23 protein-coding genes and 1 pseudogene are annotated in these 23,470 nt (G+C 72.5%); 12 read left to right on the forward strand and 12 right to left on the reverse strand.

The genetic code is table 11. The features are described from left to right. The first annotated feature begins 136 nt into the window (after positions 1-136). From JS756_RS28385 to JS756_RS28400, 4 genes are all read left to right on the forward strand, one after another. Positions 137-1,420, forward strand: coding sequence for an extracellular solute-binding protein (locus tag JS756_RS28385; protein ID WP_205386094.1), 1,284 nt, complete (start codon positions 137-139; stop codon positions 1,418-1,420). 73 nt (positions 1,421-1,493) lie between these two features. Further along, positions 1,494-2,477 carry a carbohydrate ABC transporter permease gene (locus tag JS756_RS28390; RefSeq protein WP_205386095.1) on the forward strand — a complete coding sequence of 328 codons (984 nt, stop codon included), beginning with the start codon at positions 1,494-1,496 and terminating at the stop codon, positions 2,475-2,477. Then, positions 2,474-3,316, forward strand: a complete 843-nt coding sequence (locus JS756_RS28395; protein ID WP_205386096.1) for a carbohydrate ABC transporter permease — start codon at positions 2,474-2,476, stop codon at positions 3,314-3,316. Before JS756_RS28390 ends, JS756_RS28395 begins: the two co-directional genes overlap by 4 nt. A 9-nt stretch (positions 3,317-3,325) precedes the next feature. After that, positions 3,326-4,846, forward strand: a complete 1,521-nt coding sequence (locus JS756_RS28400; protein WP_205386097.1) for a glycoside hydrolase family 3 protein — start codon at positions 3,326-3,328, stop codon at positions 4,844-4,846. Between the two features lie 204 nt (positions 4,847-5,050). Here JS756_RS28400 and nagB read toward each other — a convergent pair whose 3' ends face one another. Beyond that, the gene (gene nagB / locus JS756_RS28405) at positions 5,051-5,836 is read right to left on the reverse strand and encodes a glucosamine-6-phosphate deaminase (protein WP_205386098.1); all 786 of its coding nucleotides are present in this window, start codon (positions 5,834-5,836) and stop codon (positions 5,051-5,053) included. Positions 5,837-6,690: 854 nt separating this feature from the next. Between nagB and JS756_RS28410 the strand changes: the two genes are divergently transcribed. Next, complete coding sequence (locus JS756_RS28410) at positions 6,691-8,157, forward strand: sensor histidine kinase (RefSeq protein WP_205386123.1); 1,467 nt, start codon at positions 6,691-6,693, stop codon at positions 8,155-8,157. A gap of 385 nt (positions 8,158-8,542) precedes the next feature. Here JS756_RS28410 and JS756_RS28415 read toward each other — a convergent pair whose 3' ends face one another. Continuing rightward, positions 8,543-8,800, reverse strand: a complete 258-nt coding sequence (locus JS756_RS28415) for a WhiB family transcriptional regulator (protein WP_003992873.1) — start codon at positions 8,798-8,800, stop codon at positions 8,543-8,545. Between the two features lie 319 nt (positions 8,801-9,119). After that, positions 9,120-10,088 (reverse strand): diacylglycerol/lipid kinase family protein, encoded by a 969-nt coding sequence (locus JS756_RS28420; protein ID WP_205386099.1) that lies wholly within the window; start codon positions 10,086-10,088, stop codon positions 9,120-9,122. A gap of 126 nt (positions 10,089-10,214) precedes the next feature. Between JS756_RS28420 and JS756_RS28425 the strand changes: the two genes are divergently transcribed. Continuing rightward, on the forward strand, positions 10,215-10,655 hold the full coding sequence (locus JS756_RS28425) for a hypothetical protein (protein WP_205386100.1): 441 nt from the start codon (positions 10,215-10,217) through the stop codon (positions 10,653-10,655). Between the two features lie 6 nt (positions 10,656-10,661). On the opposite strand, the gene JS756_RS28430 is transcribed toward JS756_RS28425, so the two are convergent. The 3 genes from JS756_RS28430 to JS756_RS28440 form a co-directional block, all read right to left on the reverse strand. Next, positions 10,662-11,756, reverse strand: coding sequence for an RNA polymerase sigma factor SigF (locus JS756_RS28430; protein WP_205386101.1), 1,095 nt, complete (start codon positions 11,754-11,756; stop codon positions 10,662-10,664). A gap of 17 nt (positions 11,757-11,773) precedes the next feature. Next, positions 11,774-12,187 (reverse strand): ATP-binding protein, encoded by a 414-nt coding sequence (locus tag JS756_RS28435; protein ID WP_205386102.1) that lies wholly within the window; start codon positions 12,185-12,187, stop codon positions 11,774-11,776. 249 nt (positions 12,188-12,436) lie between these two features. Next, on the reverse strand, positions 12,437-12,697 hold the full coding sequence (locus JS756_RS28440; RefSeq protein ID WP_205386103.1) for a UBP-type zinc finger domain-containing protein: 261 nt from the start codon (positions 12,695-12,697) through the stop codon (positions 12,437-12,439). A gap of 61 nt (positions 12,698-12,758) precedes the next feature. On the opposite strand from JS756_RS28440, the gene JS756_RS28445 reads away from it, so the two are divergent. Continuing rightward, positions 12,759-14,357 carry a Na+/H+ antiporter gene (locus JS756_RS28445; RefSeq protein WP_205386104.1) on the forward strand — a complete coding sequence of 533 codons (1,599 nt, stop codon included), beginning with the start codon at positions 12,759-12,761 and terminating at the stop codon, positions 14,355-14,357. Between the two features lie 108 nt (positions 14,358-14,465). Here JS756_RS28445 and JS756_RS28450 read toward each other — a convergent pair whose 3' ends face one another. Then, entirely contained in the window at positions 14,466-15,359 is an 894-nt protein-coding gene (locus JS756_RS28450) for a 1-aminocyclopropane-1-carboxylate deaminase/D-cysteine desulfhydrase (RefSeq protein WP_205386105.1), read from the reverse strand. Positions 15,360-15,369: 10 nt separating this feature from the next. After that, a pseudogene (locus JS756_RS28455) lies at positions 15,370-16,033 on the reverse strand (N-acetylmuramoyl-L-alanine amidase). Between the two features lie 341 nt (positions 16,034-16,374). Here JS756_RS28455 and JS756_RS28460 point away from each other — a divergent pair. From JS756_RS28460 to JS756_RS28480, 5 genes are all read left to right on the forward strand, one after another. Then, positions 16,375-17,781: a family 2B encapsulin nanocompartment shell protein gene (locus JS756_RS28460; RefSeq protein ID WP_205386106.1), complete on the forward strand. Its 1,407-nt coding sequence runs from the start codon at positions 16,375-16,377 to the stop codon at positions 17,779-17,781. Between the two features lie 118 nt (positions 17,782-17,899). Next, on the forward strand, positions 17,900-19,042 hold the full coding sequence (locus JS756_RS28465) for a family 2 encapsulin nanocompartment cargo protein polyprenyl transferase (RefSeq protein ID WP_205386107.1): 1,143 nt from the start codon (positions 17,900-17,902) through the stop codon (positions 19,040-19,042). A 270-nt stretch (positions 19,043-19,312) separates the two neighbouring features. Continuing rightward, the gene (locus tag JS756_RS28470; protein ID WP_205386108.1) at positions 19,313-19,909 is read left to right on the forward strand and encodes a GNAT family N-acetyltransferase; all 597 of its coding nucleotides are present in this window, start codon (positions 19,313-19,315) and stop codon (positions 19,907-19,909) included. Positions 19,910-20,081: 172 nt separating this feature from the next. Further along, a complete protein-coding gene (locus JS756_RS28475) occupies positions 20,082-20,414 on the forward strand; it encodes a competence protein CoiA family protein (protein ID WP_205386126.1) in 333 nt (110 codons plus the stop codon). A 160-nt stretch (positions 20,415-20,574) separates the two neighbouring features. Continuing rightward, complete coding sequence (locus tag JS756_RS28480; protein WP_205386109.1) at positions 20,575-20,904, forward strand: DUF952 domain-containing protein; 330 nt, start codon at positions 20,575-20,577, stop codon at positions 20,902-20,904. Between the two features lie 13 nt (positions 20,905-20,917). Here JS756_RS28480 and JS756_RS28485 read toward each other — a convergent pair whose 3' ends face one another. The 4 genes from JS756_RS28485 to JS756_RS28500 all read right to left on the reverse strand — a co-directional run bounded on the left by JS756_RS28485 (position 20,918) and on the right by JS756_RS28500 (position 23,206). After that, positions 20,918-21,664: a VOC family protein gene (locus tag JS756_RS28485; protein ID WP_205386110.1), complete on the reverse strand. Its 747-nt coding sequence runs from the start codon at positions 21,662-21,664 to the stop codon at positions 20,918-20,920. A 57-nt stretch (positions 21,665-21,721) separates the two neighbouring features. Further along, positions 21,722-22,138: a VOC family protein gene (locus JS756_RS28490; RefSeq protein ID WP_205386111.1), complete on the reverse strand. Its 417-nt coding sequence runs from the start codon at positions 22,136-22,138 to the stop codon at positions 21,722-21,724. A gap of 10 nt (positions 22,139-22,148) precedes the next feature. After that, positions 22,149-22,544: a helix-turn-helix transcriptional regulator gene (locus tag JS756_RS28495; protein WP_205386112.1), complete on the reverse strand. Its 396-nt coding sequence runs from the start codon at positions 22,542-22,544 to the stop codon at positions 22,149-22,151. Positions 22,545-22,678: 134 nt separating this feature from the next. After that, a complete protein-coding gene (locus tag JS756_RS28500; RefSeq protein WP_205386113.1) occupies positions 22,679-23,206 on the reverse strand; it encodes an NUDIX hydrolase in 528 nt (175 codons plus the stop codon). Between the last annotated feature and the right edge of the window lie 264 nt (positions 23,207-23,470).

Raw genomic sequence — 23,470 nt, forward strand, 5'->3', positions numbered from 1 at the left:
TCCCTTGACAGGCCTATTGGTCTGGGCCAAGCTCCAGCCTACTGGTCTACACCATTGGTCCAGTCCCGGCCCCACGCACCACAGCGTTCACCGCGGGGAGCCTGGGGGGTTTATGGGCATCCCTGAGGAGGGTGGCGTGAAGCGCAAGCTGACAGCCGCGATCGGTATCGCGGGCATGATGGTCTCCATCGCGGCGTGCGGGGACAGCGACGGCAAGAGCAGCTCGGACAAGGGTGCCGACGTCAAGGAGCTGACCGTCTGGCTCACCGTCGATGCGCAGAACAACTGGCCGGAGCTGGTGAAGGCCGCCGACGACGCGGTGGCGAAGAAGCACCCCGGCATCAAGATCAACCACGAGTACTACGGCTGGCCGGACAAGAACGCCAAGCTGGACGCCGTCCTGGCCACGGACAAGGCACCCGACGTGGTCGAGATGGGCAACACCGAGATGCTCGCCTACATGGTCAAGGGCGCCTTCGCCCCCCTCGACCAGGCGAAGTTCGACAACTCCTCCGCCTGGCTGGACGGCCTCAAGGCCTCGGTGACCTATGACGGCAAGACCTACGGCGTGCCGTACTACGCCGGTGGCCGCGTCGGCAACTGGCGCAAGGACCTCTTCGCCTCCGTCGGCGTGACGGCCCCGCCCAGGACCTACGCGGAGCTGACCGCAGCCCTGGACAAGGTCCAGAAGAAGGAGGGCGACAAGTTCAGCGCCTGGTACCAGCCCACCCGCGACTGGTACGCGGCCATGTCCTTCGTCTACGACGCCGGCGGCTCCATCGCCGAGGAGGAGGGCGGCCAGTGGAAGGCCAACCTCTCCTCGCCCGAGTCGGTCAAGGGCCTGACCGAGTTCAAGAACGTCGTCGACACGTACATGCACGGCGACAAGACCAAGGACGAGTCCGACCGCTACATCGTCTACGGCCAGGGCAAGTCCGGCATGATCTTCGGTGCCGCCTGGGAGGGCGCCACCAGCGAGATGCCGGAGAACGACAAGACCGGCAAGCTCAAGGGCAACCTCGAGAACTTCGTCATGCCCGGCCCGTCCGGCAGCAACCTGCCCGTCTTCCTGGGCGGCTCCGACCTCGCCGTCCCGGTGAAGTCCGACGCGCAGGCGGTCGCCGCCGAGTGGATCAACGCCTTCACCGGTCCGGCCGGCCAGAAGGGCCTGATGGGCAAGGGCAACCTGCCGAACAACAAGACCGATCTCGCGACCCTCAAGAACGACCCGAAGACGGCCGTCCCGGCCACCGCGGCCGAGTCCAACTGGTTCGTCCCGATGGCCCCCGGCTGGGGCCAGGTCGAGAAGGCCCAGGTCCTGCAGACCATGCTGCAGAACATCGGCACCGGCAAGAAGTCGGTCGAGGAGGCCGCCGAGGAGGCGGACGCCGCGATCGACAAGGTCATCAACACCAAGTGACCTTCGGGCGGGGCTCCCGGCACGGGGAGCCCCGCCGTCCGTACGACCGTGAGGGACCGCTGAGGAGCGCGCGATGAGTGCCGCAGACACGACCACCCCTGCCAAGGTGCCGCCGCCGCGGCAGGCGCCACCGCCCGCGCCGAAGCGCCCCGGGGGCAGACCCACCTCCGGCGGTGCCGCGACGCCGTGGCTGCTGCTCGCGCCCTGCCTGCTCGTGCTCGTCCTGGTCATGGGCTACCCGCTGCTGCGCCTGGTGACGCTCTCCTTCCAGAAGTTCGGACAGGCCCAGCTGTGGGGCTTCCAGCCGGCCGAGTCGGTGGGCCTGGACAACTTCGCCGAAGTGCTGGGCGACAGAGAGTTCTGGGCCGTCGTCGTGCGCACGATCATCTTCGCGGGCGGCGCCGTCGTCCTCACCATGGTGATCGGCATGCTCCTCGCGCTACTGCTCCAGCGGGTCTCCGGCTGGCTGAAGACGCTCATCAACATCGTCCTGGTGGCCAGCTGGGGCATGCCGGTCATCGTCGCCACGACCGTCTTCAAGTGGCTCTTCGACACCGACTACGGCGTCTTCAACGCCCTGCTCAGCAAGCTGCCCGGGGTCGACATGATCGGCCACAACTGGTTCGCCGACGGCCCGCAGGGCCTGGCCGTGATCATGCTGCTGGTGGTCTGGGGTGCGGTCCCGTTCGTCGTCATCACCCTCAGCGCCGGACTCACCCAGGTCCCCAAGGAGCTGGAGGAGGCCGCCCGGCTGGACGGGGCCGGTGCCTGGGGCGTCTTCCGGTTCGTCACCCTGCCCATCCTCAAGCCGATCGTCGTGATGCTCACGACCCTGTCGGTCATCTGGGACATGGGTGTCTTCCCGCAGGTCTTCGTCATGCGCAACGGCCACCCCGAGGCCGAGTTCCAGGTCCTCAACACCTACTCCTACGACCGCGCCTTCGTGGTCAACGACTACGCACAGGGCTCGGCGATCGCCCTGCTGACCGTGCTGCTCCTGCTCGGCGTGGTCGCCGTCTACATGCGTCAGATGCTGAAGATCGGAGAGGTCGAATGAGCACCGCCGCCACCACGGACCGCCGCAGGTCGCGGCTCGGCTGGAACCTCGTCGGCCTGCTGGTCTTCCTCGTCGCGGGCTTCCCGCTCTACTGGATGCTGAACACGGCCTTCAAACCGGCCAAGGACGCCATCGACCCGGACCCGAGCCTGCTGCCGACCGGCATCACCCTCTCCAACTTCACCCGGGCCCTGCACATCGCCGACTTCTGGGGCCCGGTCGGCCGCAGCCTGGTCGTGTCGCTGACCGTGGTCCTGATCGGCGTCGTGGTGGGCACGCTGGCCGCGCTCGCCATCTCCCGGTTCGCCTTCCGCGGCCGCAAGATCGTCATCGTGGGCATCCTCGCGGTCCAGATGGTGCCTCTGGTCGCCATGATCATCCCGGTCTTCCTGCTCCTGAACGACCTCGGCCAGTACGACCGGCTGACCGGCCTGATCATCACCTACCTGACCTTCATCCTGCCGTTCACGGTGTGGACGCTGCGCGGCTTCATCGTCAACATCCCCAAGGAACTGGAGGAGGCTGCGATGGTCGACGGCTGCTCCCGCACCGGCGCCTTCATCCGGGTCGTCTTCCCGCTCCTGGCCCCCGGCATGGTCGCCACCTCGGTGTACGGCTTCATCCAGGCCTGGAACGAGTACCTCTACGCCCTGATGCTGCTCAGCCAGAAGAACCAGACCGCGACCGTCTGGCTCGGCAACTTCACCACCAAGCACGGCACCGAGTACGCCCCGATGATGGCCGGCGCCACCATGATGGCCGTGCCGATCGTCGTCCTGTTCCTCTTCGTCCAGCGCAAGATGGCCGCGGGTCTGACCGCCGGCGCCGTGAAGGGATGACGCCACCCGATGACGACAATCGCCAGCGGAACCGACACGCTGACACGTGACGCCCTGACGGTCCTCCAGCCCGGCTTCACCGGCACCACCGCCCCGGACTGGCTGCTGCGCCGCCTGGGCGAGGGCCTGGCCTCGGTCGGGCTGTTCGGCCGCAACATCGCCTCGACCGGGCAACTGGCCGCGCTGACCGCCCAGCTGCGCGCCGAACGCGACGACGTCCTGGTGGCCATCGACGAGGAGGGCGGTGACGTCACCCGCCTGGAGGTGCGCACCGGCTCCTCCTTCCCCGGCAACCACGCCCTCGGCGCGGTGGACGACGCCGAGCTCACCCGGGAGGTCGCCCACGAGCTCGGCCGCCGCCTCGCCGCCTGCGGGGTGAACCTCAACTGGGCCCCGTCGGCGGACGTGAACTCCAACCCCGACAACCCGGTCATCGGCGTCCGCTCCTTCGGCGCCGACACCGACCTGGTCGCCCGGCACACCGCCGCCTACGTGCAGGGCCTCCAGGCCGCGGGCGTCGCCGCCTGCACCAAGCACTTCCCCGGCCACGGCGACACGGCCGTCGACTCGCACCATGCCCTGCCGCGCATCGACGCGCCCGCCGACGTCCTGGCCGCCCGGGACCTGGCACCCTTCCGCGCCGCGATCGCCGCCGGCACCCGCGCGGTGATGAGCGCGCACATCCTGGTCCCGGCCCTGGACGCCGAGCGCCCGGCAACGTTGTCCCGCCGGATCCTCACCGACCTGCTGCGCGGCGAACTCGGCTACGACGGTCTGATCGTCACCGACGGCATGGAGATGCAGGCCGTCTCCGCCACCTACGGCATCGAACGCGGCAGTGTCCTCGCCGTCGCGGCCGGCGCCGACGCCATCTGCGTGGGCGGCGGCCTCGCCGACGACGAGACGGTGCGGCGCCTGCGCGACGCCCTCGTGGCCGCCGTCCGCTCCGGCGAGCTGCCGGAGGAGCGCCTGGCGGACGCCGCGGAACGGGTCCGCGCCCTGGCACGGTGGACGGTACAGGCGCCGCGCACCGCGGGCGGGGCCGGATCCGCGGCCGGACGGGCCGGTGCCGGGCGGCCCGACGTGGGACTGGCCGCGGCCCGGCGCGCCCTGGAGATCACCGGCGCCGACGGCTTCGCCCGGCTCACCGAGGCGCCCTACGTCGCCGCCCTGACGCCGGTGGCCAACATCGCCGTCGGTGACGAGACCCCGTGGGGTGTGGCAGCCGAGCTCGCCCGGCTGCTGCCCGGCACCGAGACCGGCAGCTTCGCCGGCGAGGACGCGGGTCCCGCCGCCCTGGTCGCGGCACGCGACCGCCGGATCGTGGCGGTCGTGCGCGACGAGCACCGCCACGCGTGGATGACCGCGGCCCTCGACGCCCTGCTCGCGGCCCGTCCCGACACGGTCGTCGTCGAGATGGGCGTCCCCCAGGCCCCCCGCCGCGGCGCCCTGCACATCGCCACCCATGGCGCGGCCCGCGTCTGCGGCCGGGCTGCGGCGGAGATCATCGCGGGCGGCGCGGGGGCCTGAACGCGTCCGCCGGAGGTGCCGCGGTACGACGTCGGTCGACCGCGGCGCCGTCGCGTCCGGTCGCTCGGTTCCCCGCGCCCCTTCGGGGCGCTGCCGGACCGCGGTGGATCCGTCCCACCCGCGTGCCTCCTCCGCCGAGCCCGCATGAGCACGAGGGCGCCGGACTCCGACGCGGAGTCCGGCGCCCTCGGCGTCCGCGGCGGATCAGATCCCCTGCCACTCCGGCTTGTCGGCGTAGGTGTGGCGGAAGTAGTCCGCGAGCTTCAGCTCGGAGGCCGCGGCCTCGTCGACGACGACCGTGGCGTGCGGGTGCAGTTGCAGTGCGGAGGCCGGGCACACCGCGGCGACCGGTCCCTCGACGGTCGCCGCGACCGCGTCCGCCTTTCCTTCCCCGGTGGCCAGCAGCACCAGGTGCCGGGCCTCCAGAATGGTGCCGATGCCCTGCGTGATGACGTGGTGCGGCACCTGTTCGATGTCGCCGTCGAAGAACCGCGCGTTGTCGACGCGGGTCTGCTCGGTCAGCGTCTTGATCCGGGTGCGCGAGGCGAGCGAGGAGCACGGCTCGTTGAATCCGATGTGCCCGTCGGTGCCGATGCCCAGCAGCTGGAGATCGACCCCGCCGGCCTCGGCCAGCGCCCGGTCGTACGCCTCGCACGCTGCCTGCACGTCCGGGGCCGTGCCGTCGGGGCCGATGAAGTTGTCCATCGGGATCCCGAGCGGTTCGAGCACCTCGCGGCGCAGCACCGAGCGGTAGGACTCGGGATGCTCGGCGGGCAGCCCCACGTACTCGTCGAGCTGCGCGACCCGCGCGTGCGCGGGGTCCACGGCACCGGAGCGCACCTTGGCCGTCAGCGCCCGGTAGACGGGCAGCGGGGTCGAGCCGGTGGCGACGCCGAGCAGGGCGTCCGGCGTGTGCCGCAGCAGGCGTGCCATGGCCTCGGCGATGAGCTCGCCACCCGATGCGGCGTCCGGAACGATGACAACTTCCACGCTGGCCTGCCGTTCTGAGAAGGGGGCGGGAGAGGGCCCGGGGAGGACTATGTGGTTTAGACCAATCTAACAGAATCGGCCGTCCCGGCCCATGGGGCCGGAGGCGCCGGACCGCCCCGCGCGCGGCGGGCCGCAGTGCCGGACGGGCCCCTCCCGCCACGTCGAGGCGACGGCCGGCGGCCCGGTGCGGACCGGGGTCGCCGGGCCGTCGCAGACGCCCGCACGGGCGCCTGTGCGCTCACGCGCCGGCCGGCTGCGGCCATGCGGAGGCGGAGGGGTTCCCGCGCGGCAGGCGCAGCGCCCCTGGCCGCCTCGGCCGAGGGGTGCGTCCGCGCCGACGTCGAAGCGGGGGGACTGTCCGCGGGCACCGATGGCGCCGTGCTCGCACCGTGCACCCGGAGTGGCCGTCCAGGGCGTTCCCGACAGGCGCGCGACGGCGCAAACAGGGAGCGAATGGAAGCGGTCGCGGAAATCGCCATGTCCATCCGGCCCCGTATCTGACCTGGTGCGGCTAGGCTGCGGGGGGACAGTGGCCGGGCGCCGCCGACAAGCGGCCTCCGACACATGGACACACCGAGTGGTCTAGTCCACAATACTGAAGTAGAAACGCGCAAGGGTGCGCAGACACGAGCCTCCGTCTTCCCCGCACAGGAAGGCGGACCGAGGAACCGGAGCTCTCTGCCCTGACTGCCCCGGCTCCTCATCCTTCGGCCGACCGGGACCGCACACCCCACGGCCGATGTTGCTCCGGGCTGCGGTGCCGGGAGGGTTGAGGGTCCCTCCCAGGCGCCGCGGCCCGCGGGTGTTTTTCGGGCCCGCGCAAACCTGCCGGTACGCTCACTGACGTGCCCTCCATGAACGAACTGGTCCGCCAGCACACCGCCCTCGACGACTCCGACCTCGAGTGGCTGCACCTGCTGGTCTCGGAGTGGCAGCTGCTCTCCGACCTCTCCTTCGCCGACCTGGTCCTGTGGGTGCCCACCAGCGACGGCACGCGCTACGTCTCCGTGGCCCAGATGCGGCCGAACACCGGCCCGACCTCCTACCAGGACGACATGGTCGGCCACCTCGTCCCGCGCGGCCGCCGGCCCATGCTGGACGCGGCCCTCGACGAGGGCCGGATCGTGCGCGAGGGCGACCCGGAGTGGCGCGAGGAGGTCCCCGTCAGGGTGGAGTCGATCCCGGTACGGCGTGAGGGGCGCGTCCTCGGGGTCATCGCCCGCAACACCAATCTGCTCACTGTGCGCACCCCGAGCCGGCTGGAGCTGACCTACCTCCAGAGCGCCTCCGACCTCGCGCAGATGATCGCGGCCGGTTCCTTCCCCTTCCCCGACCAGCAGGTCGACATGGACGCCTCACCGCGGGTCGGGGACGGGCTGATCCGCCTGGACGCCGACGGCATCGTCCAGTACGCCTCCCCGAACGCCCTGTCCGCCTACCACCGGCTCGGCCTCGCCGCCGACCTGGTCGGCCACCACCTGGGGCGGACCACCGCCGAGCTCGCCCCGACCCGGGGGCCGGTGGACGAGGCCCTCGTCAAGGTCGCGAGCGGCTGGGCGCCGCGCGAGTTCGAGATCGAGGCCCACGACGGGGTCATCCAGGTCCGGGCGATCCCGCTCAAGCCCAAGGGCACCCGTATCGGATCCCTGGTGCTGCTCCGCGACGTGACCGAACTGCGCCGCCGCGAGCGTGAGTTGATCACCAAGGACGCGACCATCCGGGAGATCCACCACCGGGTGAAGAACAACCTCCAGACGGTGGCGGCGCTGCTGCGGCTCCAGGCCCGCCGTATCGAGTCCGAGCGTGGCCGGGCGGCCCTGGAGGAGGCCGTGCGCCGGGTCGGCTCGATCGCGATCGTGCACGAGACGCTGTCGCAGAACCTGGACGAGCGTGTGGAGTTCGACGAGATCGCCGACCGCGTCCTCGCGATGGTCGCCGAGATCTCGCCGGGCAAGGTGGCCGGCCGCCGCACCGGCCGCTTCGGCATCCTCGACGCCGAGGTCGCCACCCCGCTGTCCATGGTCCTCACCGAGGTCCTTCAGAACGCGCTGGAGCACGGCTTCCGCGACGGCGACACCGGCACGGTCGAGGTCTCGGCCGTACGCGGTGGCACGACGAAGGAGGCGCGCCTCCTCGTCACCGTCCAGGACGACGGCGTCGGGCTGCCGGAGGGGTTCGACCCGCACCGCTCGGGCAACCTCGGCCTGCAGATCGTGCGGACCCTGGTGGAGGGCGAACTGGGCGGCAGTTTCGACATGGTGCCGGCACCGGAGCGGGGGACGCAGGTGGTCCTGGACATCCCGGTGCGCGCGCACAAGTAGCACCCCCGAAAGTTCTCGCACGGCGTTCACCTCCCGCACGCGTGTCCCGGCACTCCGTGGCGCGCGAGGCCGGCGGGGCTCAAGTGGCCTGTGCCACAGGGGTGTTGAGGTCGACATCACACAGAGTCATCGGCAGCGGTGACGTCGGAGGTGCCGGGTGCCGGGTGCCGGGCGGAGCGTGCGCCGGACGCCGGCGCCGGGCGCAGCAAAAAGCCCCGGACCGCCTGGGTCCGAGGCTGATGCTCGACTGCTGCTCTGCTACTTCAAGCGCATCGGGGATACTGCGCGCTGCGGCTCGGGGGCGGGAGATGCGTATGCCGTCCACGGACTCATGCCGTCCGGCACACGCGCCGCCAAGCTCAGGCTGTCAGCAGGGGTGGCTGTGTCAGGCGGAGGCCTGACGGGCCCGGTTGCGGGCGGCGCGGCGCTTCATGGCGCGGCGCTCGTCCTCGCTGAGACCACCCCAGACGCCGGAGTCCTGACCGGACTCGAGCGCCCACTGCAGGCACTGCTCGATCACCGGGCAGCGGCGGCAGACGGCCTTGGCTTCCTCGATCTGCAGCAGCGCAGGACCGGTGTTGCCGATGGGGAAGAAGAGCTCGGGGTCTTCCTCGCGGCAAACGGCGTTGTGACGCCAGTCCATGGCTGCTACCTCTCCTTGGTATTACGTGCAAGTTGCTTGTGAATGTGAACGCTTTCACGAATCCCTCAACAAGGGAAGGGCCGACCGCCGGGTTGCCCGGCGTGGTCCTTGGTTTGAAGAGGGGTTCTGGTGATCAGTGGGAGGCCGGTCCTGCGGGCCGTCCCGATCGCCACGTAGAGACTCGCAAACCTCAGCGGCGGATACAACCCCTTCCAGAAAGTTTTTTTTGATTCTTCGGTGTCGACTAGGTCACAGCCGTACTTCCATGGGGTGGATCCTGGCCTAAACGTTCGAGTGAAAGGACTTTAGGCCCTTCCGCTCACACAATCACACGCAGTGCACGGCGTACGCCTGTGAACGTCACGCTGCTACGCAGCCCCAGGTGGTCACCGTCCATCTGGAGGGGGAGCGGAGCCTTCGAATGCAAGGTGAACCGGTCCAGATCGTGCAGGGAGAGTGCATGCCTGCCGTGCGGTCCACGCTCCGGGGACGAAGTGAGCAACTGGGTGCCATACCGGGCAACCGCGGCGGTCGACAGACGGCTGAGACCGAATACGTCGAGCCCCGTATCGAACGAGGCCTTAGGTGACGCATAGATCGGGCGATTGCCCAGGAACGTCCAGGGCGAGGTGTTCGAGACTATGGACAGCACGAGGTCCGTCACCGGCTCTTCGCCCGCCCGCTCCAGCGTGATCGCCCCGTGCCGGCGGTTCGGCTCGCCCAGCAGCTGGCGCACCACCTGGCGGACGTACAGCGCGTGCGTCGACTTCCTGCCGCGCTCGCGGTGCTGCTCGACCCGGCCGACCACGCCCGCGTCGAACCCCAGCCCGGCGTTGAAGGTGAACCAGCGGGCCGGCGCCGCCTCGTCGGGGGTGCCGGGCGTACCGGAGGCCCGCCCCAGGCCGACCGTGCGTTCGGTGCCCTCGCGCAGCGCGTCCAACAGCGCGCCGGTCGCCTCCACGGCGTCGTTGGGCAGACCCAGGGCGCGGGCGAAGACGTTGGTGGAACCGCCGGGGACCACGGCGAGGCCGGGCAGCCGTTCCGGGTCGGGGCCGTCGTGCAGCAGGCCGTTGACCACCTCGTTGACCGTGCCGTCGCCGCCGAGCGCCACCACCAGGTCTATGTCGTCGCTCAGCGCCGCCTGCCGGCCCAGGTCGCGCGCGTGGCCGCGGTACTCGGTGGTGACCGCCTCCAGTTTCATCTCGCTGGCGAGCGCATGGATGAGAACGTCACGCGTCCGCGCACTCGTAGTGGTAGCCGCCGGATTGACCACGAGAAGTGCACGCATGACTGGCAGGGTACCTACTGGGCGGTACCGGGCCCAGCGCCAGGTGGGGATCCGGCAGCGCACGACCTGGTCCGGGCGTGGGAACCGGCGCCAGGGCGGCGGTACCGCGAGGGCTACCCTTCAGGGGTGAGCAGTGAGCAGACCCCCACCACCGCAGCGACCGCCGGCCCCCGCCCGCGGCGCCTGACGTACGCCGCGGCGCTCGCCGCCCTGGAGGGGCTCGCGCTGGTCGCCGGCGGAATCTGGATGCTCGTCCTCGCCGTCACGGGCGACCCGGACGACCGGCAGCAGGCCGTCACCGGGGGCATCACCCTGATCGTGCTCGCGCTTCTGCCGCTGCTGGCCGCGCGCGGGCTGCTCGCCCGCCGCAGCTGGAGCCGGGGCCCGGCCGTCGTCACGCAGATCATGGCGCTGCCGGTGGCCTACAGTCTGCTGACCTCCGACGGCAGCGGGATTCCCGTAGGGATCGCGCTCGCCGCCGTCGCCGTCGCCTCACTGGTCCTGTTGATCAACGCGGAGACCACGCGGGCCCTCGGGATCCGGGGGCCCGGCCGCGCGGGCAAGTGATCCCGCTCACTCCTCGACGAGGAGCTTCTCCCGCAGCTGCGCCAGCGTCCGCGCCAGCAGTCGCGAGACGTGCATCTGGGAGATGCCGACCTCCTGCGCGATCTGCGACTGGGTCATGTTGCCGAAGAACCGGAGCAGCAGGATCCGCTTCTCGCGCGGCGGGAGGTCCTCCAGCAGCGGCTTGAGCGACTCCCGGTACTCCACGCCCTCCAGCGCCTCGTCCTCGGCGCCGAGGGTGTCGGCGACCGCCGGGGACTCGTCGTCGGTGTCGGGCACGTCCAGGGACAGGGTGGAGTACGCGTTGGCGGACTCCAGGCCCTCCAGGACCTCCTCCTCCGAGATGGCGAGCTTCTCGGCGAGCTCGTGCACGGTGGGGGAGCGGCCGTGAAGCTGCGACAGCTCCGCCGTCGCCGTCGTCAGCGCGAGCCGCAGCTCCTGCAGCCGGCGCGGCACCCGCACCGCCCAGCCCTTGTCGCGGAAGTGCCGCTTGATCTCGCCGACGACCGTCGGGGTCGCGTACGTCGAGAACTCCACGCCGCGATCCGGGTCGAACCGGTCCACCGACTTGATCAGGCCGATGGTGGCGACCTGCGTGAGGTCGTCCAGCGGCTCGCCGCGGTTGCGGAACCGGCGTGCGAGGTGCTCCACGAGCGGCAGGTGCATGCGGACCAGCCGGTTGCGCAGCTCGGCGTACTCCGGGCTGCCCGCCTTCAGCGTCCGCAGCTCGACGAAGAGCGCACGCGCCCCGCTGCGGTCGTGCGGATCGTGCCGCACGACCGGCGCGCCCTGCCCGCCCCGCGCGTCGTCCTCGGCGTATCGCTCGTGCTCGCTCATCGTCCCGCCCGTTGCCCTTCCCCGAGCTCTCGCCTGTGCTCGGACAGGGGTGACCCCGATCCGCTCGTCCAGAGGCGTGCTCTGCGCGGCATCGTCGCGATCCCGCCGCCCGCCGTCGGGGACGACCACGTCAGCGGGATCGTCCACCGGATGCTGCCGGGCCTGTTCCGGGATGCCGTCGATGCCGTCCGCCGCGCGCCGGGACGCGCCCTGGGGGTCCAGGGCGTTCCCGGCCGGCAGTCCCCGCGTGCCTTCTTCGTCCCGCACCGGCCCGTCCCCGTCCCTCACGCCGGCCCGGGTCCCGCGCCGCGCTGTTTGTAGAGGCTGATCGAAACGGTTCTGTCCTCGTCCACCGCAGAGGAGACCTTGCCCGCCAGTGCGGACAGCACGGTCCAGGCGAAGGTGTCACGGGAGGGGGCGTGGCCGTCGGTGGTCGGTGCCGACACGGTCACCTCCAGCGAGTCGTCGACGAGTCGGAAGACACAGGAGAGCACCGATCCGGGCACGGCCTGCTGCAGCAGGATCGCGCAGGCCTCGTCCACTGCGATGCGCAGGTCCTCGATCTCGTCGAGGGTGAAGTCCAAGCGGGCCGCGAGACCGGCCGTGGCCGTCCGCAGCACCGACAGGTAGGCACCCTCAGCCGGCAGCCGGACTTCCACGAAGTCCTGGGTCGCGGGCTCGCCGTCGATCTGGGACACCCTCACCTCCAAGGTGGTACAAGCTGTTCGGGGCCGGGGGTCGCCCCCCGGGGTAACGCGATGGGTGGTTCAGCGGTGACGCTATCGCGCTCTGAACAATCCTGTCCCCGGGACCCCAACCCCTTGCCGTCACTCATAGTAAAGCTGCGGATACGCTCCGTGGCTAGAGGCTGGGCGGGCCCAATTGGGAAGAGCGCGCGCCGGGTTGACGTACCCAGACGTCAGACGTCCGAACCGTACCCGCCGGACTCACACCAGGACATGGTCCACGAAGCACCACCGCCAGTCCTCACCCGGCTCGAAGGTCCGCATCACGGGATGACCGGACTCGGTGTGGTGGCTGCTCGCGTGCCGTCCCGGCGACGAGTCGCAGCAGCCCACGTGCCCGCACGTCAGGCACAGCCTCAGCTGCACCGGGTGGGTGCCGTCCCGCAGGCACTCCGGACACGTCTCGCTCAGCGGGGCCGGTTCCGGGAGCGGCAGCGCGCCCGCGTGCGTGCACTGTTTCATGATTGCCAGATTACGACGCCTGTGCGGACGACCGCGCGGAAGAAGAGGGTGGGCGAGGCCGATGGACGTGATGCCACTGCTCCTGCTGGTGGCGGGCAGCGCCGCGATCGCCGCGGCGGGCCGGCGCAGCCCGGTGCCGGCCCCGCTGCTGCTGGTCGCGGCCGGCCTGGCGGTGTCGTACGTGCCCGGAGTCCCCGACTACACCCTCGAACCGGACGTGGTCCTGCCGCTGCTGCTGCCCCCGCTGCTGTACACGTCGGCCACCGACAGCTCCTACCTGGACCTTCGGGCGCAGAAGCGGCCGGTGGCGCTGCTCTCCGTCGGATACGTGCTGTTCGCGACCGTCGTGGTGGGGTGGGCAGCCTACGTGATCGTGCCCGGCCTGCCGCTGACCGCGGCGCTGGTGCTGGGGGCCGTGGTGGCGCCACCGGACGCGGTGGCGGCGTCCGCGGTGGCCCGCCGGGTCGGGTTGCCCTCGCGGATCACCACGATCCTGCAGGGTGAGTCCCTCCTCAACGACGCCACCGCGATCACCGCCTACAAGGTCGCCGTCGCCGCGGCCGTCGGCGAGGGCGCCTCGTGGGGCGGCGGGATCCGGGAGTTCCTGGTCGCGGCGGTCGGCGGCGTCGCCGTGGGCCTGGTGCTGATGGCGCCGCTCCACTGGCTGCGCACCCGTCTGAAGGAGCCGCTCCTGCAGAACACGCTCTCCCTGCTCATCCCGTTCGTCGCCTATGCCGCCGCCGAGCAGTTCCACGCCTCCGGCGTGCTCGCCGTGGTCGTCGTCGCGCTCTACCTCGGGCATCGCGCCTGGGAGGTCGACTTCGCCACCCGCCTCCAGGAGGAGGCCGTGTGGAAGATGGTCGCCTTCGTCCTGGAGTCGGCGGTCTTCGCGCTGATCGGCCTGCAACTGCCGGTGGTGCTGCGGGGCCTGGGCGAGTACGAGGGGATCGACGCCGTCCGGTACGCGATCGCCCTGTTCCTCGTCGTCGTGGCGGCCCGCTTCCTGTGGGTGTACCCGGCGACCTTCCTGCCGCGGATGCTGTCGGCGCGGATCAGGGCCCGCGAGGAGAACCCCACCTGGCGCGCGCCCGTCGTCATCGCGTGGGCCGGGATGCGCGGCGTGGTCTCACTCGCCGTCGCCTTCTCCATCCCGCTCACCGTGCACCACGGCGAGGAGCCCTTCCCGCAGCGCAACCTGGTCCTCTTCCTGACCTTCACCACCGTGATCGGCACGCTGGTGGTGCAGGGGCTGACGCTGCCGCCGCTGATCCGGCTGCTGAGGTTCCCCGGCCGGGACGTCCGGGCCGAGACCCTCGCCGAGGCGAACGCCCAGGCCCAGGCCTCCCGGGTCGCCGAGGAGCGCCTCGACGCGCTCCTCGCCGACGAGCGCAACGTCCTCCCACCGCCGCTCGCCGACCGCCTCCGTACCGTCCTCGAACGCCGCCGCAACGCCGTCTGGGAGCGGCTCGGCCAGGTCAACCCGGTCACCGGCGAGACCGTCGACGACACCTACCGCAGACTCTCCCGCGAGATGATCAGCGCCGAACGTGAGGTCTTCGTCGAGCTCAGGGACGGCCGCCACATCGACGACGAGATGCTGCGCACCCTGCTGCGGCGCCTTGACCTGGAGGAGGCCGCCGCCTTCCGGGAGGCGGCCTGACCAGGGGCCGCGGCCCGATCCAGGGCCGCCGCAGTCCGATCCGGCGGAGGGGGCGGAACCGGGTCCGGAACGGCCGTGAGGCCGCCGCGCCCCGACGGAGCGGGTGGCTCAGGCGAGCGGGCGGCCGGTGATCACGGCGGCGACGGTCGTTCCGCGCGGGAAGGCTCCCTCGGTCGCGAGGGCGACGAGTCCGTACAGCAATTTAGCGACATAGAGACGTTCCACGGGCAGGCCGTGGCGCTGCTCGAAGTCGGCGGCGAACGCCTCCAGCACGGCCGGCACCCTGGCGTACCCGCCGAAGTGGAACCGGTCGTCGAGGGACCACTCCCCACGCGGGCCGCCGAAGGCCTGCGTCTGCAGCCGCCGCGTCTCCCGCGCCAGGAATCCGCCCCGCAGGACGGGGACGCCCAGTGCCCGCTGCCCGGGATCGAGACCGGCGGCCAGTCCGGCGAGCGTGCCGCCCGTGCCGCAGGCCACGGCGGCGACGCCGGCGGTGCCGCGCAGCTCGGCGCCGAGCGCCGCGCAGCCGCGGACGGCGTGCGCGTTGCTGCCCCCCTCGGGGACGACGTGGGCGCCGGGCGCGTCGACCGCGCGCAGGATCCGCCCCAGTGTGTCCGGCTCGGCCTTGCGGCGGTACGTCGTCCGGTCGACGAAGTGCAGCCGCATGCCGTCGGCCGCGCACCGGGCCAGGGAGGGGTTCAGGGGGCGGTCGGCCAGTTCCTCGCCGCGGACCACGCCGGCCGTGGGCACGCCGAGCAGGCGGCCCGCTGCGGCGGTGGCGCGCAGATGGTTGGAGTAGGCGCCCCCGAAGGTGACGATCGGCCGGCCGGACGCCGCGTCCAGGTTGGGGGCCAGCTTGCGCCACTTGTTCCCGATCAGCTGGGGGTGGATCAGGTCGTCGCGCTTGAGGACCAGGCCGACGCCCTGCCGCCCGAAGCGGTCGTCCCGCACCTCCTGGACGGGGGAGGGCAGGCGGGGCTGAAGGGCGTCCGGACCGGTCACCGCACCATTGTCACCGTCGTCCACCGTCCGCTCGCTTCAGGCGGTCCCGGATCCGCTCCCCGCACGGAGGCCGTCGTGAAGCCCCGCGGATCCACCTTGCCCGGCTGCCACTCCAGACGGCCGATCACCGACCGCTCCGTCCAGCCGTGCCGCCGGCAGATCGCCGCCGCGGCCTTCTCGACGGCCGTCGGCTGTGCCGGCGGCCAGGGGTCCGCGCCGTCGCCGAGGTTCTCGCACGCGAAGCCGCGGAAGTGGCGGTTGCCGTCGATGCGGGCCTCGTCGTCGTGCGGGAGGGCCCTCTCCGCGATCACGGCGCGCAGGACGTGTCGTGGCCGAGGCCGGCGTGGTTCGCGCGGCCGTGCCCGACGAGATGGACGGCGCGCAGGACGTGTCGTGGCCGAGGCCGGCGTGGTTCGCGCGGCCGTGCCCGACGAGATGGACGGCGCCGTCCTCGGTGACGACGCCGTGGCCCAGGGGGCCCGGGAGCCCGGCGTAGCCCGTGCGGCACAGCTCGCGGTCCGCGCGGCGCCCCGGGGCGCCGTGGGAGGGATCATCACGCCGTCGACGGGCTCCCACGGGCCCTTGTGGTTGCGATGGCGACGGCGCCGGTCGCCGACCTCGACGACGGGCAGGCCTTCGCCCCGCAGGGCCTCCAGGATCGTGTGCGCGGACAGGGGAGAGGCCGTGCCGCCTCCTTCGTGCTGGTGTGCCGCCGCTGCTGCCGGTCGCGGCCGGGGCCGAGCGGCATGTCGGTATATCGGTGCTTGTGCTGAAAGAAGCCGACAGGGCGCACATCGTTCGCACGGCGCGGGAACGGATCCGGACAGCGGACGGGGGTGTGCCCCCGGACGGCGCCGGAGGCACTGGACAGGATCCCTCTTTTTGCCCAGTCGGCGGAGATCCAATCCCGCTCGTTCGTGTAATGGCACCGGCACGCTGCGTGCTGAAAGGCTGGTCGCGAGATCGATGGCCGGCGCAGTCCGCTGCCGGTGCATGACCGGGAGGGCAATTCCTTATGTCGGTAGGCGAAGAGATCCGCACGGAGCAGGGCAAGCCGCAGCAGAGCCTGGGCACCGCAGCTGCGCGGAACCTGGCCACCACCACCAAGTCCGCACCCCAGATGCAGGAGATCAGCTCACGCTGGCTGCTGCGGACACTTCCGTGGGTGAACGTCCAGGGCGGCACGTATCGCGTGAACCGCCGCCTGACGTACGCGGTCGGCGACGGACGGATCACGTTCGTGAAGACCGGCGACCGTGTCGAGGTCATCCCCGCGGAGCTCGGCGAACTGCCGGCCCTGAGGGCCTTCGAGGACGACGAGGTGCTGGCGGAGCTCGCCCAGCGCTGCCGGCAGCGGGAGATCGCCGCAGGCGAGATCATCGCCTCCTTCGGCAGCCAGTCCGACGAGGTCTACCTGCTCGCCCACGGCCGGGTCGAGAAGGTCGGCACCGGCCCTTACGGCGACGACCAGGTGCTCGCCGTGCTCGCCGACGGTGCCTACTTCGGCGACGCAGCGCTGCTCTCCGAGGACGCCATCTGGGAGTACACGGCCCGCGCCGACACCGCGTGCACGGTACTGACCCTCTCCCGGCAGGACGTCCAGCAGGTCGCCGAACGCGCCGACTCCCTGCGCGCCCACCTCCAGCAGCAGCGCTCCGTCCCGCAGCAGCAGACCAACAAGTACGGCGAGAAGGAGGTCGCCCTGGCCGCCGGCCACAGCGGCGAGCCCGACATCCCGCACACGTTCGTCGACTACGAGGCCCGGCCCCGCGAGTACGAGCTGAGCATCGCCCAGACGGTGCTGCGCATCCACACACGCGTGGCCGATCTCTACAACCAGCCGATGAACCAGACCGAGCAGCAGCTGCGGCTCACGGTAGAGGCACTGAAGGAGCGCCAGGAGCACGAGCTGGTCAACAACCGCGAGTTCGGCCTGCTGCACAACTGCGAGTACGACCAGCGGCTCCAGCCGCACGACGGCGTGCCCGGCCCCGACGACATGGACGAGCTGCTCAGCCGGCGGCGCGGCACCAAGATGTTCCTCGCCCATCCGCGCGCGATCGCAGCGTTCGGCCGCGAACTCAACAAGCGCGGCCTGGTGCCCGAGACCATCGACATCGGCGGCAACCGCATCCCCACCTGGCGGGGCGTGCCGATCTACCCGTGCAACAAGATCCCGGTCACCCCCGAGCGGACCAGCTCGATCATCGCGATGCGTCTCGGTGAGGAGGATCAGGGCGTCGTCGGCCTGCGTCAGGCCGGCATCCCCGACGAGATCGAGCCGAGCCTGTCGGTCCGGTTCATGGGCATCAACGAACAGGCCGTGATCAAGTACCTCGTCACGGCCTACTACTCCGCCGCCGTCCTGGTCCCGGATGCCCTCGGCGTCCTGGAGAACGTCGAGATCGGCCGCTGGCGATGAGCCTGCCCGCCGCCTCGGCGACGCCAGGCGCCCTCCCTCCGGGGCGGGCGCACCGCGGGTGTCCGCGATCGCACGCGGCCCCCGCCCTCTCGTCCGCCGGCTCTTGGAGGGAGCACCGATGACCGATTCCCTGATCCAGCCGGTCGACACGCAGCGCAGAGCGCCCCGCCGCATCGGCGCACAGGCGAGGACGGCACACCCCGCGGGTGCGGGCGACGGGCATCCCGCTGACGCGGCGGACGGGCACGAGGCGGAGGAGATCCTGCGGCGCACGCGCGCCTCGGTCGACCCGGAACTGCGGGCGGCCCTCGACGGCCTGCCGGGTCCCATGCGCCGTGCCGCGCTGTACCACTTCGGCTGGCAGCACCCCGACGGCAGCCCGGCCGCAGGCGGCGCCGGCAAGGCCCTCCGGCCCGCGCTCGTCCTCGCCGCAGCAGCCGCACTCGGCGGTCCCGCGGCCAGGGACCGCGCCGTACGGGCGGCGGTGGCGGTCGAACTCGTCCACAACTTCACACTGCTGCACGACGACGTGATGGACCGGGACGCCACCCGGCGGCACCGGGCCACCGCCTGGACCGTCTTCGGCGACGCCGACGCGATCCTGGCGGGCGACGCCCTGCAGGCGCTCGCCCTCGGACTGCTCGCCCGGGACGTCCATCCGGCCGCCCCCGCCGCCGCGGCCCGGCTCGCGGACTGCGTCGTGGAGCTGTGCGCCGGGCAGCACGCGGACACCGCTCTGGAGGGGCGCGGGCCCGGCGGGGTCGGCCTCGGTGAAGTGCTCGACATGACCGAGGCCAAGACGGGTGCCCTCCTCGGGTGCGCCTGCGCCATCGGCGCCCTCTACGCGGGGGCGTCCGCGCAGGACGTCGACGCGCTGGACGCGTTCGGACGCGAGGCCGGACTCGCCTTCCAGCTCATCGACGACATCATCGGGATCTGGGGCGACCCGCGGCGCACCGGCAAGCCGGCCGGCGCGGACCTCGCCGCTCGCAAGAAGTCCTTGCCGGTGGTCGCGGCCCTCGCCTCCGGCACCCCCGCGGCGGCGGAACTGGCCGCCCTGTACGCGCGGCCCTGGGACGCGGAGGACCTGGAGTCCACGGTGCACGCGGTGGAGCGGGCCGGCGGGCGGGACTGGGCGCAGGTCGAAGCCGCCGACCGGATGGCCCGTGCGATGCAGGCACTGTCCCGGGCGATCCCGGAGCCGGAGCGGGCGGAGAGCCTGCTGGCCCTGGCCGAGTTCGTCACCCGGCGCACCAGCTGACGGCCCCGCGCCGGGGCCGGCAGGCCCTCGGTGCGGGCCCGCGGCAGCGCCCACCCGGACCCCGGTGTCACCGGGACCGCGCGGTTCCTGACCCCGCGCGGCACCCCGGTGGCACCGGTCGGGGCGGGTCCCGCACATCCCCACGGCGTGCGGGCCCCGCCCCTCCCACCGCATCGGGTGCCCCGACGCACCCCGGGCCACGGACGGCGAGCCGTCGTCGATAGGCTCAACACCCCTACGGACACGACAGGTTGAGGCAAGGGGGCCGGCATGGGCATGGCGATCCGCAGAGCAGGACCGGGCGACAGGGAACGCGTCGTCCGGCTGCTGGACGACGCCTTCCAGGACGACCCGGTCAGCGGGTGGGTGTTCCCCGGTTCCGAGTACCGCCGCGCGACACATCCGCGGATGATGGCCGCCTTCACCGACGTCGTGCTCGCCGAGGGCCGGATCGACCTCACCGCAGACGAGGCCGCCTGCGCCCTGTGGATGCCCGTCCCGGCGGGCGCGCACGCCGCGGACGGCGACGGCCCCGCCCGGCTGCGCGCCGCGGTCGACCCGGCGAACGAGCGCGTGGAACTGATCGGTCGGCTGACCACCGGTATTCATCCTGCGGACCTGGCCCACGAGTACCTGTGGATGATCGGGGTGGCCCCCGGCCGGCAGGGTGAGGGGCTGGGGACCGCGCTCATGGCGCGTGTACTCAAACGCTGCGACCGCGACCGGGTGCCCGCCTACCTCGAGGCGAGCAGCGCCCGCAGCCGTGCCCTGTACGAGCGCCTGGGCTTCAGGACCCTCACCGAACGCGTCCTGGACCTCCCCGACGGCCCGCGCATGTGGCCGATGTGGCGCGAGCCCCGCAGCTGAGCCCACCGGGAGACGCCGCGCCCCGTCGCAGCACGCGCCGGGCCGCGGCCGAGGGCCTCGCCCGGCACTGCGGCCGGTTCGCCGGGGCGCGGTACGCATCACCGCCGGGCCCGGAGCTCGTGCACGCCTGCGCCCGGGGGCGTCGCGGCCGGGGGCGCTCTACGCTGAGGACATGGACAGCGAGGAACCCGTCTGTCCCGTCTGCGGACAGCCCGTCGGCACGGTGGTCAGGCGTCACAAGACACTGGGTGCGTGGGTGCCGGTGTGGGTCCGCGAACCCTGCCGGAACCGCGACTGCGAGGCCTACGTCGACCCCGCCACCGAGGAGCACCCCCGCGAGGCCGCCGTCGTCCAGCCCACGCCGCGCGCACCGGCAGGCACGGCGGCGGCGACACGGACCGCGACGGGGGCTCCGACGGGGCGGAAGCCCGACGCCGTGGACACGGGCCCGCCGGACCCGGCGGGCCGGCCACCCGGCACGGGCACCGAGACCGAAGCCCCCTGACAGCCCACGGTCCCGACGTCCCGCGTACCAGGCCTCCCCACCCTCGACTCCGGTGCCGGACCGGCCTGCTGCGGGCTCAGCCGGCAGCGGCTCCGGTGGCGGCGGCTCCGGTGGCGGCGGCCCGGTCGGCGTGCCCCGCGGCTGCCGGTAGCGTCGCCTCATGACCCAGCAGCACATCCTCCACCTCACCGAACGCTCCCTGTGGGAGGAGGCCCGCGCACACGGCGCCTACACCATGTCGACCCGGGGCCGCACCCTCGCCGAGGAGGGCTTCATCCACTGCTCGACGCGTGCCCAGTTCCCCGCCGTGGCCGCGTTCCTCTACAGCTCCCCGGACCGCCCCGAGGACCTGGTGGTCCTGGTCGTCGACCCCGAACGGCTGGCCGCACCGGTGCGGTACGAGGCACCGGAGCCCGGCGGGGAGGAGTTCCCGCACGTGTACGGGCCCATCCCGGTGGAGGCGGTGGTGGACGTCGAGCCCTGGACCTGACCGGCGCCCGCGGTCAGGGGAGGCGCGGCAGTCCGCCCGTCGCAGGGTCGCGTTCCGTCAGGCAGTACACGCCGCCCGCGGGGTCGCGCATCACCGTGAAGTGGGCGCCCCGGGCGACGAGGGCCGCGCCGAGGTGCTCGTGGCGAGCCCGTGTGGCCTCGGGGTCGGCGCAGGCGAGGTCGAGGTGGGCGGACAGCGGCCGCTCCCCGCCGAGACGCTGGAGGAGGATGCGTATCGGCAGGCCGGGCGGGGGTGCGACGACGTGGAACTCGGGCAGTGAGCCGCCACGGGACTCCCACTGCGGCAACAGGTCTGTCCAGAAGGCGACTTCGGCGTCGTACGCCGACGGCGGGACGTCGAGGCACACCTGGTCCAGCCGGCTGCCGTCCACCACGGGCGGCCGCACCGACTCCCCCTGCCACGGCACCGCGCAGAACAACTGTCCGCCCGGCGACCGCAGTACGGCCCACTCCCCGTGGTCGGCCACGCGGGTCGCCCCCTGCCGCAGCGCCGCCGCGACGAAGACGGGCACGTCCTCCACGCAGAGGTCGAGATGGGCGCCGCCCTCACCCCCGTCGACCCCCTGCGCCTTCACGCAGGCGTCCGCGCGGTCGGCGAGCAGGGTCGCGAACTCCCCCCGCCCCCCGCGGCGTTCGGACAGCCGGGTGCCCGTCACGGCCGTCCAGAAGACGCAGGCGGCGTCGACGTGCTCGGCCGGGCGGTCGATGAAGGCGTACGTCCACGCCACACGCGGGGTCATACGCGCGATCGTACGTGCCGGGTCGTCCCCCGTGCCGCGACGGGAAGGGGCGCCGGCTCACCGGCCGCCGGCCTCCATGAACCGCAGCATGTTGCCCGCCGGATCGCGGAACGCGCAGTCGCGCACCCCGTACGGCTGGTCCGTCGGCTCCTGGAGCACGTCCCCGCCGGCGTCCTGCACGCGCCGGTAGAGGGCATCGCAGTCCGTGGTGGTGAAGTTGACCCCGCGCAGCACGCCCTTGGCCAGCAGGCGTGCCATCGCCTCGCGGTCGGCGGGGGAGAAGTCCGGGTTGGCGGCCGGCGGTTCCAGCACGATCTCGACGTCCGGCTGGAGCGGCGAGCCCACGGTCACCCAGCGCATGTCCTCGAACGACACGTCGTTGCGGACCTCCAGACCGAGAACGTCCACGTAGAAGGCGAGTGCCTTGTCGAAGTCGTCGACGGCGATGAAGCACTGTTTCAGTTTCACGTCCATGGCGGTGAACCTAGCGTCGGCGCGGGCGGGTGAAGGTGCGCGCCACGCAGGGCGGGATCGGCTCGCCCGCCTCGTGCGAGCGGGCCCGGTACGCGCTCGGCGTCTCGCCGACCAGTTCGGTGAAGCGGGAGCTGAACGAGCCGAGGGAGGTGCAGCCGACGGCGAGGCACACCTCCGTCACCGTGAGGTCGCCGCGGCGCAGCAGGGTCTTGGCGCGTTCGACGCGGCGGGTCATCAGGTAGCCGTAGGGCGTCTCGCCGTAGGCCTCGCGGAAGGTGCGCTGGAAGTGTCCCGGAGACATCAGCGCGGTCCGGGCGAGCGACGTGATGTCGAGCGGTTCGGCGTACTCGCGGTCCATCCGGTCGCGGGCCTGCCGCAGCCGGACCAGGTCCTCGCGCGTCGTCATGCCCACAGCATGGCATGTGCCGTGTCACCCGTGCGCAGGCTCGCGGCGGCACCCCGCCCGCACGTCGGGGCGCCGGCCGGGCGGCGCCCCATTCCCTCCCGCACCGGTCCCCGGGCCCGCCCGGTCGCCGCGCGTCACCGCGGACGGGGCGCGGCACCGTCCGTGCCGGCCGGCAGCGCCGCGGCGATCAGGTCGTGCACGAGGTGCTCGGCCGGTGACCGGTTCTCCTTCAGCCGGTCGAGATCCCCGGGCCCGAACCAGTCGCAGGCGGTGTGCTTGGACCACTCCAGCGCGGGCCGGTCGAGGTCGCCGTCGACCTCCACGAGGTAGTCGGCCTCGCGCCGTGTGCCGCCGCCGTCGTCGCCGGTCCAGGAGGTGACCCCGAGCAGCCGGCGGACCCGGCGCAGCCGCCAGCCGGTCTCCTCCTCGATCTCCCGGGCCAGGGCCTCCAGGAGGGACTCGCCGGGCTCGACGTGCCCGCCGACGATGTCCCAGCAGTCGGGGAAGAGCCGGCGGTCCGGTCCCCGCCGCTGCGCGAAGGCCCTGCCGTGTCCGTCGAGGACGACCGCCCCGACCGTCCAGGTCTCCCCGCCGGCCGGCTCCGGGAACTCGACTCCGTCGTCCACGACGACATCGCACGCACCGTTTTCCCCGTGTCTCATGGCCACCACTGTCGCGGGCGGGCCGCCGCGACGTCACCCGGACCCCGGCCGGCGCCCCGTGCCCGGCCGGCCCCGTCCGCCCCGACCCGCAGCGCCCGCCGCCCGCCGCGGCCGTGCCGCCGCCCGCCGCCGTCCGCGCACGGGTGCGGATGCCGCGAGGCCGGGCGCTTTCCGCGGGCGGAGCGGGAAAGGGAAGGACCGCACCCGGTCCGCCAGGGGGTGCCGGGTGCGGCGTCCTGCGGACCGGGAGCGGTCAGGGTGACC

This window comes from Streptomyces actuosus, assembly GCF_016921115.1.
Taxonomy (GTDB): Bacteria; Actinomycetota; Actinomycetes; order Streptomycetales; family Streptomycetaceae; genus Streptomyces; species Streptomyces actuosus_A.